The 18,439-nt window shown below is 33.7% G+C and carries 26 protein-coding genes; 5 read left to right on the forward strand and 21 right to left on the reverse strand.

Annotated elements, in window-relative coordinates:
- Positions 1-4 precede the first annotated feature (4 nt).
- The 5 genes from C5F50_RS10485 to C5F50_RS10505 all read right to left on the reverse strand — a co-directional run bounded on the left by C5F50_RS10485 (position 5) and on the right by C5F50_RS10505 (position 4,736).
- Positions 5-439, reverse strand: coding sequence for a universal stress protein (locus C5F50_RS10485; RefSeq protein ID WP_179371281.1), 435 nt, complete (start codon positions 437-439; stop codon positions 5-7).
- 197 nt (positions 440-636) lie between these two features.
- Positions 637-1,383, reverse strand: a complete 747-nt coding sequence (locus C5F50_RS10490) for a metallophosphoesterase family protein (RefSeq protein ID WP_179371282.1) — start codon at positions 1,381-1,383, stop codon at positions 637-639.
- A gap of 641 nt (positions 1,384-2,024) precedes the next feature.
- Entirely contained in the window at positions 2,025-2,213 is a 189-nt protein-coding gene (locus C5F50_RS10495) for a hypothetical protein (RefSeq protein WP_179371283.1), read from the reverse strand.
- Positions 2,214-2,216: 3 nt separating this feature from the next.
- A complete protein-coding gene (locus C5F50_RS10500) occupies positions 2,217-4,073 on the reverse strand; it encodes a serpin family protein (RefSeq protein ID WP_179371284.1) in 1,857 nt (618 codons plus the stop codon).
- Between the two features lie 306 nt (positions 4,074-4,379).
- Entirely contained in the window at positions 4,380-4,736 is a 357-nt protein-coding gene (locus C5F50_RS10505; RefSeq protein WP_179371285.1) for a hypothetical protein, read from the reverse strand.
- Between the two features lie 90 nt (positions 4,737-4,826).
- Here C5F50_RS10505 and C5F50_RS10510 point away from each other — a divergent pair, with 90 nt between their 5' ends.
- Entirely contained in the window at positions 4,827-5,858 is a 1,032-nt protein-coding gene (locus tag C5F50_RS10510) for an isocitrate/isopropylmalate dehydrogenase family protein (RefSeq protein ID WP_179371286.1), read from the forward strand.
- Here the strand turns inward: C5F50_RS10510 and C5F50_RS10515 are convergent, their stop codons facing one another.
- The 9 genes from C5F50_RS10515 to C5F50_RS10555 all read right to left on the reverse strand — a co-directional run bounded on the left by C5F50_RS10515 (position 5,859) and on the right by C5F50_RS10555 (position 11,634).
- Entirely contained in the window at positions 5,859-6,392 is a 534-nt protein-coding gene (locus C5F50_RS10515; RefSeq protein WP_179371287.1) for a HemK2/MTQ2 family protein methyltransferase, read from the reverse strand. It abuts the gene before it with no gap.
- Complete coding sequence (rsmA, locus tag C5F50_RS10520) at positions 6,367-7,074, reverse strand: 16S rRNA (adenine(1518)-N(6)/adenine(1519)-N(6))-dimethyltransferase RsmA (protein WP_179371288.1); 708 nt, start codon at positions 7,072-7,074, stop codon at positions 6,367-6,369. The genes C5F50_RS10515 and rsmA overlap by 26 nt, the downstream gene beginning before the upstream one ends.
- A complete protein-coding gene (locus C5F50_RS10525; RefSeq protein WP_179371289.1) occupies positions 7,071-7,637 on the reverse strand; it encodes a DUF655 domain-containing protein in 567 nt (188 codons plus the stop codon). The genes rsmA and C5F50_RS10525 overlap by 4 nt, the downstream gene beginning before the upstream one ends.
- 20 nt (positions 7,638-7,657) lie before the next feature.
- Positions 7,658-7,984 (reverse strand): RNA polymerase Rpb4, encoded by a 327-nt coding sequence (locus tag C5F50_RS10530; protein WP_179371290.1) that lies wholly within the window; start codon positions 7,982-7,984, stop codon positions 7,658-7,660.
- A 1-nt stretch (position 7,985) separates the two neighbouring features.
- Positions 7,986-8,285, reverse strand: a complete 300-nt coding sequence (locus tag C5F50_RS10535; protein WP_179371291.1) for a 50S ribosomal protein L21 — start codon at positions 8,283-8,285, stop codon at positions 7,986-7,988.
- 57 nt (positions 8,286-8,342) lie between these two features.
- Positions 8,343-9,398 carry a dual-specificity RNA methyltransferase RlmN gene (gene rlmN / locus C5F50_RS10540; RefSeq protein ID WP_179371292.1) on the reverse strand — a complete coding sequence of 352 codons (1,056 nt, stop codon included), beginning with the start codon at positions 9,396-9,398 and terminating at the stop codon, positions 8,343-8,345.
- A gap of 93 nt (positions 9,399-9,491) precedes the next feature.
- Positions 9,492-10,766, reverse strand: a complete 1,275-nt coding sequence (gene radA / locus C5F50_RS10545) for a DNA repair and recombination protein RadA (protein ID WP_246282043.1) — start codon at positions 10,764-10,766, stop codon at positions 9,492-9,494.
- A gap of 461 nt (positions 10,767-11,227) precedes the next feature.
- Positions 11,228-11,491, reverse strand: coding sequence for a hypothetical protein (locus tag C5F50_RS10550; protein WP_179371293.1), 264 nt, complete (start codon positions 11,489-11,491; stop codon positions 11,228-11,230).
- The gene (locus C5F50_RS10555; protein WP_179371294.1) at positions 11,464-11,634 is read right to left on the reverse strand and encodes a hypothetical protein; all 171 of its coding nucleotides are present in this window, start codon (positions 11,632-11,634) and stop codon (positions 11,464-11,466) included. Before C5F50_RS10555 ends, C5F50_RS10550 begins: the two co-directional genes overlap by 28 nt.
- Before the next feature lie 84 nt (positions 11,635-11,718).
- On the opposite strand from C5F50_RS10555, the gene C5F50_RS10560 reads away from it, so the two are divergent.
- Entirely contained in the window at positions 11,719-12,831 is a 1,113-nt protein-coding gene (locus C5F50_RS10560) for a DDE-type integrase/transposase/recombinase (protein ID WP_246282044.1), read from the forward strand.
- A 587-nt stretch (positions 12,832-13,418) separates the two neighbouring features.
- Here C5F50_RS10560 and C5F50_RS10565 read toward each other — a convergent pair.
- Genes C5F50_RS10565 through C5F50_RS10575 form a run of 3 tightly spaced genes read right to left on the reverse strand, consistent with a single transcriptional unit; the run spans position 13,419 to position 14,522 of the window.
- A complete protein-coding gene (locus C5F50_RS10565; RefSeq protein WP_179371295.1) occupies positions 13,419-13,949 on the reverse strand; it encodes a hypothetical protein in 531 nt (176 codons plus the stop codon).
- 5 nt (positions 13,950-13,954) lie between these two features.
- Positions 13,955-14,320, reverse strand: a complete 366-nt coding sequence (locus C5F50_RS10570; protein ID WP_179371296.1) for a hypothetical protein — start codon at positions 14,318-14,320, stop codon at positions 13,955-13,957.
- Positions 14,307-14,522: a hypothetical protein gene (locus tag C5F50_RS10575; protein WP_179371297.1), complete on the reverse strand. Its 216-nt coding sequence runs from the start codon at positions 14,520-14,522 to the stop codon at positions 14,307-14,309. Before C5F50_RS10575 ends, C5F50_RS10570 begins: the two co-directional genes overlap by 14 nt.
- 99 nt (positions 14,523-14,621) lie before the next feature.
- On the opposite strand from C5F50_RS10575, the gene C5F50_RS10580 reads away from it, so the two are divergent.
- The 3 genes from C5F50_RS10580 (at position 14,622) to C5F50_RS10590 (ending at position 17,253) form a co-directional block, all read left to right on the forward strand.
- Positions 14,622-15,740 carry a DDE-type integrase/transposase/recombinase gene (locus C5F50_RS10580; RefSeq protein WP_246282045.1) on the forward strand — a complete coding sequence of 373 codons (1,119 nt, stop codon included), beginning with the start codon at positions 14,622-14,624 and terminating at the stop codon, positions 15,738-15,740.
- A gap of 90 nt (positions 15,741-15,830) precedes the next feature.
- Positions 15,831-16,604 (forward strand): hypothetical protein, encoded by a 774-nt coding sequence (locus C5F50_RS10585; protein ID WP_179371298.1) that lies wholly within the window; start codon positions 15,831-15,833, stop codon positions 16,602-16,604.
- Entirely contained in the window at positions 16,597-17,253 is a 657-nt protein-coding gene (locus C5F50_RS10590; protein ID WP_179371299.1) for a hypothetical protein, read from the forward strand. The genes C5F50_RS10585 and C5F50_RS10590 overlap by 8 nt, the downstream gene beginning before the upstream one ends.
- A 44-nt stretch (positions 17,254-17,297) precedes the next feature.
- Here C5F50_RS10590 and C5F50_RS10595 read toward each other — a convergent pair whose 3' ends face one another.
- The 4 genes from C5F50_RS10595 to C5F50_RS10610 all read right to left on the reverse strand — a co-directional run bounded on the left by C5F50_RS10595 (position 17,298) and on the right by C5F50_RS10610 (position 18,384).
- On the reverse strand, positions 17,298-17,483 hold the full coding sequence (locus tag C5F50_RS10595; protein ID WP_179371300.1) for a YjzC family protein: 186 nt from the start codon (positions 17,481-17,483) through the stop codon (positions 17,298-17,300).
- Between the two features lie 99 nt (positions 17,484-17,582).
- On the reverse strand, positions 17,583-17,882 hold the full coding sequence (locus tag C5F50_RS10600; RefSeq protein WP_179371301.1) for a hypothetical protein: 300 nt from the start codon (positions 17,880-17,882) through the stop codon (positions 17,583-17,585).
- A complete protein-coding gene (locus C5F50_RS10605; protein ID WP_179371302.1) occupies positions 17,875-18,240 on the reverse strand; it encodes a hypothetical protein in 366 nt (121 codons plus the stop codon). The genes C5F50_RS10600 and C5F50_RS10605 overlap by 8 nt, the downstream gene beginning before the upstream one ends.
- Positions 18,241-18,384, reverse strand: a complete 144-nt coding sequence (locus tag C5F50_RS10610) for a hypothetical protein (RefSeq protein ID WP_179371303.1) — start codon at positions 18,382-18,384, stop codon at positions 18,241-18,243.
- Positions 18,385-18,439: the final 55 nt, after the last annotated feature.

Raw genomic sequence — 18,439 nt, forward strand, 5'->3', positions numbered from 1 at the left:
TTCTCTATTTTACCACCATTACCGGACATTTTATTTTTTGTGTAACGCTATTTGCAACACTGCCCAAGATCATTTTATTCAGACCGGTTCTACCATGAGAACCTATCACAACTAAATCAAATTTGTGTGAGTTGACATAGTTTACAATTGCTTTTGATACGGATGGATCTTGTAAAAGTTTTAATGAAATCTTAATGTTTTTTTTCTTTGCTAAAGATTCCAAGGTTGAAAATGTTTTTTGGAGAGTTTTAGTATACTTTTCTAGCATTTTCTCACTGTATTTCATTGTAAATCCAATAGAGGGTTGGTATACTCCGGTAATAACAGAAGCTATTGTGATTTTGCTTTTGTTTGACTCTGCAACATCCAAAGCACTTTTGAAAGCCCTGTTTGAAAAGCTTGAAGAATCATATGCTACTAGAATATTATTAAAAACCACATATCACCTCATGTTAATTCCAATTAAAGGGGGATAGAAGATTATCATGAATGAAAATTGTGTAAGAATATTGCCCTACCAAATTCATTTCTGAGAATTATGGTTTTTTAATCATAAGATTGTAAAAAATAGTATGCGTTAATTTTGAAAGTAAACTCAAAATTCAGGATTTCTAGGTACTAATTCTGTAAATAAATTCACTCGTCGGTAAATTGGCTATAATTATTCACGATTTCATCAATTGGGAGTCTTTTTCCACCTACTATTTTGAGATCCACGTGAACTTTTTTGTCAGATGTAGTTAGAATGTTGTAGGTGTTTTCAAAAAAACCACGAACACGCTCAGATGTGGCAGTTCCAGCATTCACCACAGTCAAAGTTCTAAAATTCCAAGCCCATGGTCTATGCTTGTGTCCACATAAAACTACGTCAACTTTTGTATCCAAAACAGTTCTTAGTACATCTCCTGCATCAACAACAGTTCGTTGATCAGATCCAGTATCAGGAATTGCAATTAAATGATGATGCATAGCAACAATCTTTACTTTATCTTTGTATTTTTTCATGGTTCTCTCCAACCACAAATTTTGTCTGTAACCTACTTCACCTTCATTTCTGTCAGGCCTAGCCGTTCCAACTGTAACTAAAACAACATCATCATCTAGTTCATTTACAGCTTCGAATGGAAAGAATTTTTTGAATAATAAATAACCCGTATTTCTGTAATCATGATTTCCACTAATTGCAATAATTTTTTTTGTATTGAATTTTTCTAACATAGATTTACATTGTTCATATTCTTTCATCAAGCCCTCATTTGTCAAATCACCAGTAATTACAATCACATCAGGATTTAGTTCATTAACTTCAGTAACTAGAGTGTCAAATTTGTCTTGTAAAAATTGAGAGCCAACATGTAGATCAGAGATTTGAACTATCTGCATGAGATTACTTTGGCAAATTAGGTATTAAATCATCTCTATAGAAAATATGTAGAAAATAATTCAAGTGCAAGGTAGAATTAACTAGTTTGTCAAGAATTACGCATTATTTCTAACTAGATTTATGAATAAAAAAAGGTTCTATTATTTTTTCTGCAAAGTATACCATCAAAACACCATACTTCGTACACCAAAATGGTGTTTTAGGTATCACGAAATAATAGGATAATTATTTTGATACATGCAGATTCAATATCTTTTATTTTCAACAATAACATAAAAAAGACAAATCATTCATTGTGGTTAAATACAAAATTTACCTAGAATTAACATGATGAATGCATGGAAGTGTTACCGTTGTAATCTGTCATTTACCGAAGAATCCTACGCTGACATGCATCATCAATTAACAGAACATTCTTCCCGACTAATAGAATGTGTTAGTGCCTAAAGTGATTCAAACATATCTTTGGTTCAAATCCCAATAGGTTTGGTTATGTGGATCATAGTGAGTTTGAATTATAATTGTCATTTTCGCATCGTTCTTTTCTAAAATTTTGACCAATGACCAAAATCAGTAAAATCACATCTTCGACAATGACCTTTACTCATATCATGAAAACCCAAAATACATTTGATTGATTTCATTTTCTCTTTTTCCATACACTGAAAATAATTACTAGAATTATTCCTACAATAAGTACAGTCAGAGGCCAATAAGCAACAATAAGGAAATACCAAGACAATTCATCACTTAAAGCATAAACATTTTCAAAAATTAAAGGAGTAAAAAGAGCCATCATCACAACAACTATCAAAAATCTAGTTTTCATTTTTTATTGTAATGGGTCTACAACTTTACCAATAAACAAAATGCTTCCGGTTTCATTGTCCTGAATGATAAAGATGAACGGTCTATCAACCATGAATTCAAATGGACCTGATTGCAACATGGCAATACCTGTAGCTGCAGCTGCCTCTGTTCCTTCCTCATTTATTTCAACAAAGGCCTTGTGAGCTGCTTTTTCAATGTACAAACCAGAATTTGCGATACCAGTAAAGTCTGCATTGTTAAATGCATCATGAATACCCATCTCTTGCAACACTGATTTTAGATCATATTCTGTCTCAAGTTTGAACTTTGGCATATACACTTTGGTTTTCATTTTTTGTAATTCTCCTTTCCATTTGTTCAGGTTATCGACTGAAAGAGATTCTTCCAGAGAATTCATCCCATCAACATCCCTAGACAACAGGATAAGCATGGAAAAGTTTTCTCCCTCGTATGGCAGTTCCACAATTTGCACTAGATCATTTACTGCAATGTTTGGAAAAGTTGTCTTTGATTCCATCATAGGCACCTGAACTGTATTATCTAAACTCACATGAAAATCACCCACAGTTGTTTTTGTTTTGTCAAATGGGTCTTCCCAAATGCCTTTAAAGTAAATGGCATTTGTAATTACCAATTTTGTGGCAGGATCTAATTCATCAAATATTTTTTCTATCTTTCCATGTGTTTTCTCATCTACCCACGAATTGATAATATCGACTCCTTTTTCCTTTGAGGAAAAATTAACTGACTCTATCTCACTTCCATAATAGGTCTTTGCAGTGTCTACATATTCAGGCAACACTTCAAAATTTTTTGCAACCCACAATGCATTTGCAAGTGATATGGTGTTATTTTGCTGTTTCATGTTGAGTTGTTTTTGCATGTCTGCAAAACCGATTCTTCTTTTTGACTCATCAGACTCAAACCCAAACACCTCTTTCATCTCAGTTGCAGTGTTGTCTTTTGCACCTTCATACGCAATTGCAAATGCATTGAAAATACTTGTTGGCGAGAAAAAGACATTACTTTCTTTGTCTTGCGTCACATGTGAATAAAAATTCAATGCAAATTGGTTGTTTGCACTTGGAATATCAGTAGGGCCAAGATATACAGTTGGGGCCTCTTGATTTACAGCAATATGCCGAGTTAGAGTCCAACCGCGTTCGTATAATGCTATGGCAGATTCTGGGGTTACACATGCAGGGAAATTATTTGAATATTTTAAAATTAGTTCAAGTTCATTCTTGCATTTTATCTCAAATGAATACAATCCAGATTTAATTTGTTTTAATGGAGCAGGGTAAAAGACATCCATTTGATTGAACCGATCCATATTTTTATCAAAAAGTTCCAGGGCACATGGGTCATAGATTATTTTTGATATTATACCGTCATCATTTCTTTCCAACACTGCTAATCCGGACATGACAAATGTATCAACAACATCAATTTTATCAGAATTTGGAAGTGTGTAATCTACATACTTTGCAAATACAATACTATTATCAATTGTACGTATTCTTTTACCTGGACTTGAATCAGTAGTTGTGAAAAATACATTTGACTCAAATATGCCCGTATCTTTACCAGTTTCAGTTACAATGTAATCAATTACTCTATTTTCAAAATCAGACTCTACATCAAAATCAGACCATATGTTAATATTGAATTGTTCAATTTTTTCATGATCTCTATTCATGTCATAGTCAGTTATCCTGATAGTAATATCGGAACCAGTCATGTTGCATCGGCTTACCCATTCAACAATTCCCTCATGAAAACCACCTTTGGTTTCTTGAGTGTTAGTTATATCAGATTCTGCAAATGCATTGGGAGTTAACAGAGTGAATACCAACACAATTATGAATAAAAATTTACGGTTCATTTTCTTTTTTCAGTAATATTCATAATAAATAATCTTTCCAGTTAACAAAGTTATTTTAAATTTTTTATTAATATAAAAAAGAAAAAAGAGGTATCCTTCAGTTAGAAGGGACCTATACCTGTGGTTGAACTTTTAATGTTTTCCCAAGGGATGAACATTGAATTGAATGTAGATTGATGTTGTCCTTTATGGGTTCCATAAAATGTGTTTTTTGTTGTGTTGGTATATGGAGCACCACTATCATATGATTGTGAGATGTATGTTGTTAATTCAACAACATCAAAAGCATAGGTACATGAGGGACAAGTAATCTTTTTGAGATTTCCCTCGTTTGGCCTTTAGTGGTCGTCCGGCACCATTTCCACTAACAGTACGAATTTCAAGATGATCCTCACTAATCCATTCTCTAAATCTATGTAATAGTATGATTGGTGCTCTAGTATCTCTGTTCTTTTTGAATTCATTAGATAAATCATTTAACACTTCTAACCGTGGTTTTTTGAATTGATCCTGGGTAAAATATTCAAAGTTTGACAATGCAGACTTTAGAACTTGAACAGAATCATTTGATTTTCCTTTATCAAATGTTAGTTTGAATAGTTGTTCTTCTGTTAACTTATCACTCAGATAACCCATTTCTTAAACTACATACTAACAACTTAGATAAGCATATGCCATTTTTGGCAAGTTAGAATTAAATAATAAACTTCTCAAAATCATTCAGTTTTGGGTAAAAAAGCAGCAGTAATGAAAGGAGATGGCATTGGCCCTGAAGTAGTAGAGTCAATGCTCAAAGTTTTGAAAGAATGCAATGCCCAATCAGAAATTATCCTATGTGAAGCAGGCTCTGAGCAATGGGATAAAAATGGAAGAAAAGACAAATCATACATTCCTGATGAGACAATTAAGATTTTAGAAGAATCCGATGCATGTTTTAAGGGACCAACTACAACAATACCAGTACCAGGTGCTCCAAAAAGTGTAGCAGTTACTTTACGTCAAAAATTTGAATTATATGCCAACATTAGACCAACTAAAACTTATGATAGATTAACTCCAGATAGAAAATTAGACTGTGTATGTTTTAGAGAAGCAACTGAAGGATTGTACACTGGTTTTGAAGCAAAAATTACAGATGATGTAGCAATTGCAATTAGAAAAATTACAAGGCAGGGTTGTGATAGATTCTTAAATTCTGCAATGAAATGGGCAAAACAACACAATATGAAAAAAATGGTTGCAATTACCAAAAGAAATATTCTAAAAGAGACAGACGGAATATTTTGGAGCTCTGCTCAAAAAGCCGTTGAAGGATCAGATGTAGAATTATCAGAGATTTACATTGACAACATGGCACAACAAATGGTAGTAGCCCCTGAGCAATTTAACGGCGCAGTTCTTGTAAGTACCAATTTGTTTATGGATATAATTTCTGAATTAGCTTCTGGATTAGTGGGATCTATTGGATTGATTTATTCTGCAAACATGGGAGATAGTTTTGCAATGTTTGAGGCTGCACATGGAAGTGCACCACAATTTGCAGGACAAAATAAAGTAAATCCTACTGCGACTGTTCTATCAGGAGCTTGGATGGCAGAATATCTTGGCGAGAAAGAAATTAGAGATGCAATCTTTGATGCAACCTATCAAGTGATTAATGAGGGAAAAACAGTAACTTGGGACATCGGAGGTAATGCATCAACTACACAAATGACAGATGCAATTATCACATATGCAAAAGAAAAACTAAGAAAATAGTTAGTTAGTAGCCTCTACCAGAATTAATTCCTCAAAGAAAAGTTTCTTTTTTGCCATAATTCGTGTTTTCAAACCCAATTTTTGAGCATAATCAATTAATTTTTGATAGTTGGACAAGGATGATGTCACAAATACAAATTTTCCATTTTCTGCAATATTATTAATTACAGAATCAAAGATTTTTTTTGGAATCTCAAATCCCTCTGCACCACCATCTGTTGCAATATCCAATATTTCGTCAGTTGCAAGATATGGTAGATTACATACAATAAAATTAAATTTTATTTTTAATGCATCAGAACCACTACAGCAAACAAGGTTTTTTGTTTTGTAAGTTTGATCGTTTAAGACTTTATAGTTGATGTCAGTACCAACTACAAAAGAAAAATTCTCTGAAAGTAATTTTGTCAGATATCCAGAACCACTTCCAATATCCAAAGCAAAATTTCCTTTTTCATTTTCAATATTGTTTACTATGAAAAAAGTATCCTCAGAAGGAGGATACTCTTCATTTTTCAAGAATTTGGTTTGCAAGATTAATTATTTCATCCCCAGAAAGATCATCCACTCTTTTATCTATTACACTTTCTTTATTGAGTTGTTTTAAAATATTTCTGACAGTTTTCCTTCTATACGAAAAAATTTTGTTAATTGTATGAATTAGATCTTTGTTCATGAGATTTTTTTTGATTATTTCTAAAATCACAGAGTCAACTTTTGGAACAGGCGAAAAATTATTTTTTCCCACATTAGAAAGTATTTTAATTTCAAAGGCATGATCAGCTATTACACTTATTGCTTTGCGTTTTTTTGATGATTTTGCAAGTAATTTTTCAGCAAATTCTTTTTGAACCATAATCACTCCATGTGAAAAAGAAGATTCGGCAAGCCATTCTATTGCTTTTTTACTCTTAGAATATGGAAGATTCGAGACAAAAATCGAGAATGAGTCTTTTGTCTTAAAGCCATCACCTGATTTTAAAACTAAATTATCTATGTTTGAGAACAAGGATTTTGCATTTTCAATTAGTTGCTTGTCTACATCAACTGAGATTACCTTGTTTGCCTTCTCACATAGTAATGGGGTTAAGATGCCCAATCCGGTTCCTAATTCAAAAACAACATCATTTTTTGTAATTTTAGCCTCAGAAACAATAGATTTTGCTATTGAATTTGAGTTGAGAAAGTGTTGTCCAAATCGTTTTCGTTTTATCATCTCTTGACAAAGAGATTCATCCTGCTTTCGCCAGTGATTTCATCCATGATTCGTTCTGAAATGTGTTTAACTGGTTCTTTGAATCCAACTCTTTCTTGTAAATCAGCATAACTTTCAAATTTTTTCTTTTCTCGTTCCTCCAACATTGTTTTCATGTAGGTCTTTCCAATCCCAGGAATTAATTCAAGAGCATGAATTCGTGGTGTTAATGGTTGTGCTTTGTTTAGGTATTCTACGAATTTGGATTCATTATTAGTTACAATGTTTTCTACAACTGTTGGCAATTCACTTTGTGCAGATGATGAGATTTTTTCATATTCCATTTTTCCTAAAACAGAGAGAACTTTAGTTCTTCCATCTTTTCCGATATAGATTTTCTCACCTATTTCAAAAGTAGAATTTGGAATTCCAAGAACTTCTAAAAGAGTAAGACGATCTTCTCCGATTGCAGTTACAATAATTCCTTCTCTTCCTCTTACCGTTGATGATTTCCCTCTAGGATTAAAATCTAGAACATATGCATGTTCCTCATATTTTCTAGGTGGGGATTGTGCCCTATACAAAATTAAATTCTCCGAAAAACTTACGATTGCCCCTTGATTATCTTGAGCATTTTTTCTAGAGTTTCAGCAAGAATTAGTTTTTTCCAACCGAATGTAAATGAACGTAGTTCAGCTAAACTTGTAGGTCTAATGTTAACAATTTCAACAGCTTCGTCTTCTGTTAATTCACATTCTTTGATGAGTTGTTTTTTCATTGCTTTTGCATCCTTTGGTTCAATTGATGCAAATTTTGAAACATAATCATAGGTCCATCGCTGGATTTGATCCATATCTTCAGGATCAACTTTACCTAAGATTTCTTTAACTTCTGAAAGTGAAATGGCTTGTTTCTTTTGTACTTCTTCCATGTTATACACCGAATGGTTTAATGTGATCCAATCTAGTGATTAAGGTTTTCGATTTTTCACCTAATTTCACATCAAGTGTGATTGCACGTCTACCAACACTTGTAATGACACCTACTTTACCATGATATCTTCTGTGTGGCAATCCTTTGTGCTGTCTAGGATCAATAATGACAAGTGCTTGTTGTCCTTCTTGGTATTCACGTAACAAGAATGAGACTCCTCTAGGGGCCTTTTTCTTCATAACAGATCGAGATTTGTGTTTAAATCCATGTGAACGACCATGAGATTTCTTAGTTGCCATTAAGTGTAAAATCTCCAAAAGCCCTATTTTAAGACTTAGAACAAGATTTACTAAAAACTAGCCAATAATGTCGGTTCTGAGTTGTCCACAAGCAGCTGAGATCTCAGTTCCTTTTTCCACCCTTATAGTACAATTTACCCCTGCATTAGATAAAATTCGTTCAAATCCAAGTACTCTATTTTTTGATGGACGTTTAAAATCCCCTGCAGTGGGATTAATTGGGATTAGATTGACATGAGAGCCATTACCTTTCAAAAGTCTAGCTAGTTCTTCTGCAATTTCAGGGGAGTCATTAATCCCTTCCATCAGAGCGTATTCAAACGTCACACGTCTTCCAGTTTTTTTGAAATAACGTCTTCCTGCCTCAATAATATCTTCGACTGAATTTGGCCCTGCAGTTGGGACAAGTTCTTTTCTTAATTTGTTGTTTGGAGAATGAAGTGAGATGGCAAGACCAATCTGTAAATTTTCTTCAGCAAGTTTATCAATTCCAGATACAATACCTATGGTAGAAATTGTTATGTGTCGTTGACCAAGTCCAAATCCTCGATCATGTGTTAAAATTCGTATGGCCCTAATCATCTCATCATAGTTTGCCATTGGTTCACCCATTCCCATAAATACCAAATTTGTTACATGTTCTCCTCGTTTCTCCAAAATTTCTGCAAAATGAATTACTTGAGATACAATATGTTCTGCAGTAAGATTTGTTTTAAAACCCATCTGCCCTGTTGCACAAAATACGCATCCCATGGCACAACCAATTTGAGTAGAAACACAAATCGTTGATCTTGGATGACCTCCAATCTTGGATGAAGTGTATTGCATAAGAACTGTCTCTACAGCATTGTTATCATTTAGATTAAGTAAAAGTTTAGTTGTCTCCCCGTCATCACTTACAACTCTATGAGTTTCTTTTGCAGAACCAATAGTATATCCAGCTTTAGTCAGTTCTTCTCTTAATTTTTTTGGGAGTTGTGGTATGTCATCAATGTCTTTAGGGAATTTGTAATATAATGGAAGTAGAATTTGATCTGCACGATATCTAGGGTAACCCATATCAATTACTAATTGTTCCATCTCTTCTGGAAGTAATCGATAGAGATCTGTCATTATGTATTGATAGTCTCAAATGATATTATAATTTAATCAATAGTATTGAAAATAAAAGAAAATTCAAAAAGAAATGAAGAGAAAGGAGAAGGATTACTCTTCAATTGGTTCTGAATCTTCTGATTCATCATTTATTGTGGCTTCTACTGTAGCCTCTACCTCAGGTGCTTCTACTGTAGCCTCTACCTCAGGTGCTTCTACTGTAGCCTCTACCTCAGGTGCTTCTACTGTAGCCTCTACCTCAGGTGCTTCTACTGTAGCCTCTACCTCAGGTGCTTCTACTGTAGCCTCTACCTCAGGTGCTTCTACTGTAGCCTCTACCTCAGGTGCTTCTACTGTAGCCTCTACCTCAGGCTCTTTTGCTGCCTTTGTTTTTTTGGTAGTCTTTTTCGTCTTTTTCTCAGCGTCTTCAGGATCTATAACACCTGCTTCACCTAGAGCAAAGATCACTTCTTCTTCAGGGTGGTGAGGACTATCTACCATTCTGGCAATTCGTTTCTTACCTGATTTCTTAAAGTAGATTCTATAGGTACTTGTATGTGCAACTACGTTTCCACCAATAGGTCGTGTTGGATCTCCAAAGAAGACATCAGGCGATGCCATAACTTGGTTGGTTGCAATTGCAGCACAATTGTATGTCTCTGCAATTCTGGATAGCAAATGAACAAAATGATTTAGTTTTTGTTGTCTAACAGACAATGTTCCCCTTCCAAGATATTCAGCACGGAATAATCCAACTGCAGAATCTGCAACAATTAGTTTAACATTGTTTTCTTCAATTATAGGACCGGCTTCTTCAAGAATTAACACTTGATGTGCACTGTTATATGCACGTGCAACTATGATGTTATCTAGAACTTTTTCTGGATCCATGTCATGAGCTTTGGCAATAGATACAATTCTTTCAGGTCTGAAAGTGTTTTCAGTATCAATGTACAAAACACTTCCTTCAAGGCCACCTTCTTCTTTAGTTTTTTGAACCATCACAGACATTGTATGGGCAAATTGTGTTTTACCACAACCAAATTCACCATAGACTTCTGTTAATGCTTGAGTCTCAATACCACCGTCAAATAATGTATCAAGACAGTTTGTACCGGTTGTAATTTTACCAATACTTTGTCGGTGTTTGTAAATTTCAGTTGCACTAACAAAGTGTTTAGCAATTAATCCCCCATCAACTAAATGTTGTCGGGCTTTATTGACAATTTTTTCAGCAGTGTCCTTTTCCATTCCAGTTATTTCTGCAATTTCTACAGGGCCTCTGACGATGAGATCCATGACGTTGTGGACACCTGCATCGGATAATTTTCTTGTAGTTACAGGACCTACGCCCTCTAAACTATCTAATCTTAAATCTTCTACCATACCGTATGATACGGTACCAGTACTTTATAAGAGTGTTGTTTCGAGGTTCTGTTACCTCTTAGGTGGGAAATGCTACTGTTACCTGTCGGTTGGTTAGTATCCTCTAGCTAATCCCATAAGCACCATAGTGTTTCTGATCCCAAAAAATGGTGTTTTTGTTGTTACAGTTATTGCACTCATATTTGATTTCTATACAATCATTATCATCACATTGTTTGTTTTGTGCTATATGAAATACATCATTTGGCGGATACGCATCATAGGGATGACCACAATTAATACACGAAAATTTTCGTGGTTCATTTGTCATAGTTATAGTTCTTCTATACTAGTATATTACTATTAGGTATATGATAAAAGCAAATATCAAAACAATGGACAATCTAACAGAAGATCAACTAATGAAACTGATTGAAGGATTGAAAAAGATAGACGGATTTGAGTTTTTTGTATCCAACGGATTAATAATCCGATAACTCTCTATCCAAATCATCTTTTGAAAGACCAGCACTTACGACAAATGAGTGACGTATGCACCAATAACGAACATTTCTAAAATCACAATTATCACATTCAATCTTTCTTTCAATACTTTCTCCACAACAGGTTTTCATGAAAAAATTAGTGTAACTGTCATCTGGTGAAATTGCAATCAGCTTACGACCGCAATTATCACAACCAAATTCTTTCTCTACCATCATCTCATCCTCTTTTTTTGTTTCCAATCTTGGTTCTTATCTGATTGTCTTGGCTTGTCCCAGTATGGAGATTTACATTTTGGGCACACCATTGGTTTACCTGCATCTCTTGGAACCCAAGTATGGTTACATCTAATGCATTGATAACCTTTCAATGTTATTTCTGGCATAATTACACTATATACCTACCAGTATATAAGCACTAAGAGTAATGTTTATTTAGATTAGTAGTATATTACTAATAGGTAAGTCACATGACAGAAAATAAAAGACAACAAAAAGGAAAGGAAATCGCACTCAAAAGCGACCTTATCCGCCTTTCTGATTATCATTATCATGTACACTCACAGACATCTAACAGAGATTATGATGTAATTAAGACTGGAACTGTCTGGACTTGTAACTGTGCAGATCATAAGTTTCGTCACGTATGCTGTAAGCATATTCATGCTGTAGAGTTCAGCTTGGAGTATAGAAAAGAAGTAAGAGAGCAAAACAAGGTTATCCTATCACCAATAACTGTCAATTCGTGCTCATTCTGTCATTCTCAGAGTATCGCCAAAGCTGGAATTAGACATAACAAATCAGGTGATATTCAAAGATTCTCATGTCAAGATTGTAAAAAGACATTCTCAATCAATCTTGGATTTGAAAAGATGAAGAATAGTCCAGAGGCAATTACAAACGCACTACAACTTTACTTTACAGGAGAATCCTTACGCAATGTTCAGAAATTCTTGAAATTGCAGGGAGTCAATGTCTCTCACAAGACAGTCTACAAGTGGATTGTAAAATATACCCGACTAATGAAAGAACATCTAAACAAGATTACACCACAAGTCGGTGACGCATGGAGAGCTGATGAGGTTTACACAAGGATTAGAGGAGAGATGAAATACGTATTTTCTCTAATGGATGATGAGACACGTTTCTGGATTGCACAGGAAGTTCTAAACAGGAAAGAGGGAGCTGATGCTTCAAGCTTGTTCAGACTTGGCAAAGAGATTACACAGACAAAACCTAAAGTGATTATTACTGACGGATTACATTCTTACTCGGAAGCTTATCGAAAAGAGTTTTGGACTGTACAAAGAGAGAATCGAACTATCCATATCCGTAATGTCCACTTGCAGGGTGACATGAATAACAACAAGATGGAGAGATTAAACGGTGAATTTAGAGACAGGGAAAAAGTAGTACGTGGAATCAAAAAGGTTGATTCTGTAATTATCGATGGCTATCAGCTATATCACAACTACGTAAGACCACACATGGCACTAGAGGGCAAGACACCAGCTGATCTTTGCGGTATTGACATTAAAGGAGATAACAAATGGATGACGCTAATTCAAAACGCAAGCTTGTAAAATCCGCAGTAGAGTACGGGTACAAGATAGCTACTGTGATCAAAGTTATTACTTGGTTTTTCTAATCTATAACGTGCGATGTAACTGTAAAAAATGTCAATTTGTTTGGGATCAAGTTGGATTTACTGATGAAAACGGAATACCTATTGAATCTAGTTATCATTGTCCTAGATGTAAAACAGAAAATGGTGTTTCTATGAAAGATAGGATACGTGAAATATCCAAAAAGATGGGATTGAATGAACCCCAGTTTTATGAATGAGTTATACCAACCAACAGGTAACACTAACAATTTCAACCTAAGAGGTAACAGCACCTGTTTCGAGATTCTGTCAAATCTACGTCGGTTTTTCTCACTGTCAAAATCCGTCGGATCAGATTTGTCAAATTGATCAATAAGATAATCTGCTTTCTCAAGCATTCTTATCAATTCCCCCTTTTTGGGCAAGACAGTACCAAATTTTTCAGAATGTTTAACTAAATAATACAAAGAACCGATCAGATGTTCATACAAATTTTCATTTAACTTCTTTAATCTTATCGCATCATCATATTTTTCAATTGCCTTTCGTAAAATATCAATTTCGCTAGTCAAATTCTTTATGTTCCTGACGTTCGTCAAAAAATCTCTTTGTGAATTTGATATAATTTTTCGTTTTACGGAATTCTTTTAAATCTTCATCTTGTTGTTTTAACTTATTCTGTAATTTTGAAACAACTTTTGAGTTTTCTTTAGTTTTTTGAATAGATTTTATAATTTTACTAACATCTTTACGAAATTCTACCTGATTAAGTGCTAAGGCTTCAAGATAATTCCATTGATCCATATCCTCTTTTCTTTCATATTTTATAAAAAAACACAACATCTTATACAAATATTTTATCTCATTACTGGTATTAAGATGAGAAATATTTTCTTCCATATCATCTAAAACCTTAATCTTGTCTTTTGTATCACGTCTTATCCCATCAAATAGAAGAGGTATTGCATATGGGTCTTGCATTAATTTTCTGGTTATTTTAAGATCTAATTCTTCAGGAATATTCTTAAGAAAATCTTCATTTTCCAGACCTACTTGTTTGAAATATTCCCACTGTTCGTCAGTTAGTGTAGGCAAAAAGTTTACTCCTCAGTAACATCAGAGGCGTTGTAGTTATTCATATCATGTAGATGTTTGATATCAGGTTCATATTTTCTAATAATGTTTTCAAGGTGTTGAATATGTTGCATCATAGCACCATAGCTATTTTCTACATGTGTATTATTTTTGATCGTTTTTTTAGATTCAAGCGAAGTTACTGCCAAATTAGATAATGTTGTATTCTTGTTACGTTGTATATTTTGAATTTGGGATCTGGTATGTGGGTATTTGAGTAATGCAGACAAATTGAAATGAATGTTCTCTTCATTCTCGATTTGATCTATATTGAAAGAATCATGTTTATTTCGAGAACCAAAAATTTGATTTGTAGAATTATACTTCGTCATGAGATCTCCTCTTCTTTTTTAACATCATAGATGCTCTAGCTTGTTCAACCTCATTTTTTGCGAGGTCAATTCGTCTAGGTTTGTTCCAATACGCACTTTTGCATTTTGGACAAATTGCTGGAAGTTCTTCAGTTTGCAATCTAGGATACCATTCATGACTACATCTATCACAACGATATGCCTGCTTTTCTATTACTGCCATCTAATATACTAAGAATCATCATTACGTATAAACTTTCAGTTAACCTAACAAGTAAAGTTAATATAATGATTTACCTAATAGGTAAACGTAAGAAGTAATATGACAGAAACAAACCCAAGACAAGAAAAAGGAAAACAAATCGCTTTGAAATCTGACTTGATTAGAGTATCAGATATTCACTATCATGTCCACTCCCAAACTACTAACAGAGATTATGACGTAATCAAAGTTGGTTCTAACTGGACTTGTACTTGTCCTGATCACAAGTTTAGAAAAGTTTGTTGTAAACACATTCACGCCATTGAATATTCTATCAGAATAAGAGAGGAAGTAAGAAAGCAAAATAAAATAACCATATCTCCAATTACCTCACAGGATTGTATTCATTGTAAATCTAGTAACATTGTCAAAGACGGATTACGCCACAACAAAAAAGGCGACATTCAGAAATGGTTCTGTAAGAATTGTAACAGTTACTTTACAATTAACATCGGCTTTGAAAAAATGAAGCATGACCCTCAAGGAATTACGATGGCTATGCAGTTATACTTTAGTGGTGAATCATTACGCAACGTTTCAAAGGCACTAAAATTAATCGGTATGGAAGTAACACACCAAACAGTTTACAATTGGATTGTAAAATATACAAAACTACTCAAAGAACATCTAAACAAGATTACTCCCGAAGTCGGCGACGCTTGGCGTGCTGATGAGGTATTTGTAAAGGTTAGAGGTGAATTGTGTTATGTTTTTTCAGTAATGGATGATGAGACTCGTTTCTGGATTGCACAGGAAGTCGCAAACAGAAAGGAGGGACACAACGCAAGAGGTCTTTTACAAAAAGCCAAAGAGGTTACTGGAACTAAACCCAAAGTTTTCATCACTGACGGTCTAGGGTCATATGCTGAAGCATATCAAAAGGAATTTTGGACAGTAAAGAGACGAGATAGAACACTACATATCAAACACATTCACCTACAAGGCGATATGAACAATAACAAGATGGAGAGATTGAACGGTGAGTTTAGAGACAGGGAAAAAGTAGTTAGAGGAATCAAAAAGGAAGATACTGCAATCATTGACGGTTATCAGATTTATCATAATTATGTTAGACCACATATGGGGCTAGACGGCAAGACGCCTGCCGAAGCCTGCGGTATAGAGATTCAAGGAAGTAACAAATGGAAAACCCTGATTCAGAACGCAAGCAGAAGATAAAGAAAATAGCCAAACTAGGCGTGAAATGTGCTTGGTTAGTTGTGGATTGGTTAGTTTAAGTTATTACTTTCATAGATTAGAAAATGAGTTATGACCTTTCATGAAATTTGGTCAATTGTTATTCCCTCAGTAGTTGGAGTTGTAGGTGTGTTAAGTGGTATTTGGATTGGTCAACATCTTTCTGACAGAAAAGAAGAAAGAAAAGAAAATGAAGTAATGGAAAAAATGAGATATTTGTTAAATGCAGATTATACCTTGATTAATAGAATGATTACAAACTACGAAAAAAGCCTAAAAGAATGGAATGATGTAATAGCCAAAAATGATCAAATTGCAACACTGTATGTTTCAGATCTAAACAATATGAGAGATTTAATTGTAGCAATGGGAGTCAAATTAGGATACTTCACTTATTGGGACACGATAACTTCTAGTGGAAATTTAATGAAATTAAAACCAGATGAATTGAGAATTGTTAATGCAACACATAATTCGGTTTCTCAAATAAGAAATATGCAAGATGAATCATTTAGAGTATTTTCTAATGATGTTCTAACTCAAATTTTTCAAAACACAAACATGAATCAAAGAATATCTATTTTGAGACAAAAAATTTCACTTTACATTACAAATTCACTAGAAGCATGTAGAATAATTAAAGAACATATGATAAATGTAAAACAAAATATTTCTTGGGTCGATTTAAAAACAGAGCCTATTTTAGCATACAAAGGAGTTTCAAACCAAAGTAATAAAATAAAAAAAGAAATTTTTGTTAGAGAAGATGGAGTAACAGTATATCCAAGTGGAATGGAAGTAGATAGAAAAGGCACAATATTGAAAATGGAGAAAAACAATGCCTGACACATGCAAATTATGTACTTGGGGAACTATTCCCATCGTTGTAGGATATTTTGTAATTTATCTAATTACAAGATTTATTGAAAAACAACCATTTGAACAATATTTGGAATATCAAGATAGCATATTGGCGGGGGTAGGAATTATTTTTGGTGTGTTAGGAGTGGTTACTTTTTACTATATTGGAAAATATCATGATCATTCAAAAGAAATAATCAAAGCAAGATCTGAACATTCCGAGAATTTTAAAAAAATGATATTATTGTCGGAAATAAAAAAAATTAACATCTCAGAAGAATTAAAGAGAGACATTGAACATGAAAAGGGATTTGAACCAGATTATAATGAACAAAAAGATATTGCAAAAGAAGTTCATAATAAGATTCTCAAACAAGGTATTATCATTGGAGGGTTTCTTACATGGATTTTGATAGGTTTTTTCACAAGTAGTTATGATCCAACATTAAACAATTTCATCAACATAATTGCTGGATTGGCAACTGGAATAATTCTTTTTGTTGTAGGGTGGATTTTATATGATCATCTTCTGGAACGATTAACAGATATTTTAGATTTAGATTATCAAGTTAATGTAAACATCAAAATTATAATTTACAAATTGGAAAAAACATTAGAAGGTCATTATGATTAGAAACAAGTTTTAAAAGAACTGTTTTATTAAAAAACAAAAAAAGATCAGAGTGGTCGTACATAAGTCCAATATGCACCTTTACCACATGATTTGATCGGTGGAAACGTATTTCCTTTCACCATTGAAATATCACCTTCATTAGAAGTAGGATGACAACCAATACTTCCATCAGTGTGACCTGCAAATTTGTAATGTCCAGGCAAAGTGCAAGTTTCGCCAGTTTTTGTCATACATATCAATAAAACTTTCAGATATAGAAAAGAGGGTAATTACATAATAACTCAATTAGTACGGTACTGCTCAAAACCCCACCCGACGAATTTTGACACCTAGAATATCTGACGATAAGTTGACAGAACCTGTTTCGAGGCTCTGTAAAGTCTACGGTGTATACCGTCTTCTGTAAATTTTCGGTTGAAATCGTCGTTTAATTTGACTGCTTTATCCACGATTTCATTAATCTTATCTTGATCTGGTAATGGAATGTTGTTTGTCTTGCAATAATGATTTAACCATTTAACACTATTTGCAAGATGCTCTGATAATTCATATGTTAATTTTTCTACTTCTAAGGCATAATTGAGTTTTTCAAGAGCTGACTTCTCAATGTAAGTATCAGAGTTATCCAATATAGTCAACCTTCCTGTTTTTGGATTCTTCTAGAGCCTCAGATAATTTCTTGATAGGAAGAAGTGTTTCAATGGATTCTTTTCGTTGTTGGGCTAATTCGTGTTTTACTGCTTCAAACTCTTTAGTATCAGGTAGTTTATCCAATAAGACTCTAATTCTGTTAGTTTCTTTCATCTCATTTTCTATTACAACATACAATATCTTAATTGCAGTTTGTACATCAATAAGGTAATATTGTATTTTAGATATTGCTTCATCATTATTCATTCCATTTAGCATTTTTTGCCAGTTTTCATTGCTTAATGTTTTTGAAAAACCCATTACATCTTTCATAAAATTTTCAGGATATGTCGTCATTTATTTTCCCCTCGTGTAACGTTCTAGTGCTTTTTCAACCAATACAGACAAATCAATGTCCTCTTTGATAGCTTCAATCTTTGCCTTTTTCCACACATCGGGTCTAATCTTGATCGATGTAGTTGTTCTCTCTACTTTAGCCATATAATATAATACTACTCATAGTATATAATATTTTTCAACAGTGTTTAAGTAATAG

The organism is Nitrosopumilus ureiphilus, from assembly GCF_013407185.1.
In the GTDB taxonomy this organism is placed as follows: Archaea; Thermoproteota; Nitrososphaeria; order Nitrososphaerales; family Nitrosopumilaceae; genus Nitrosopumilus; species Nitrosopumilus ureiphilus.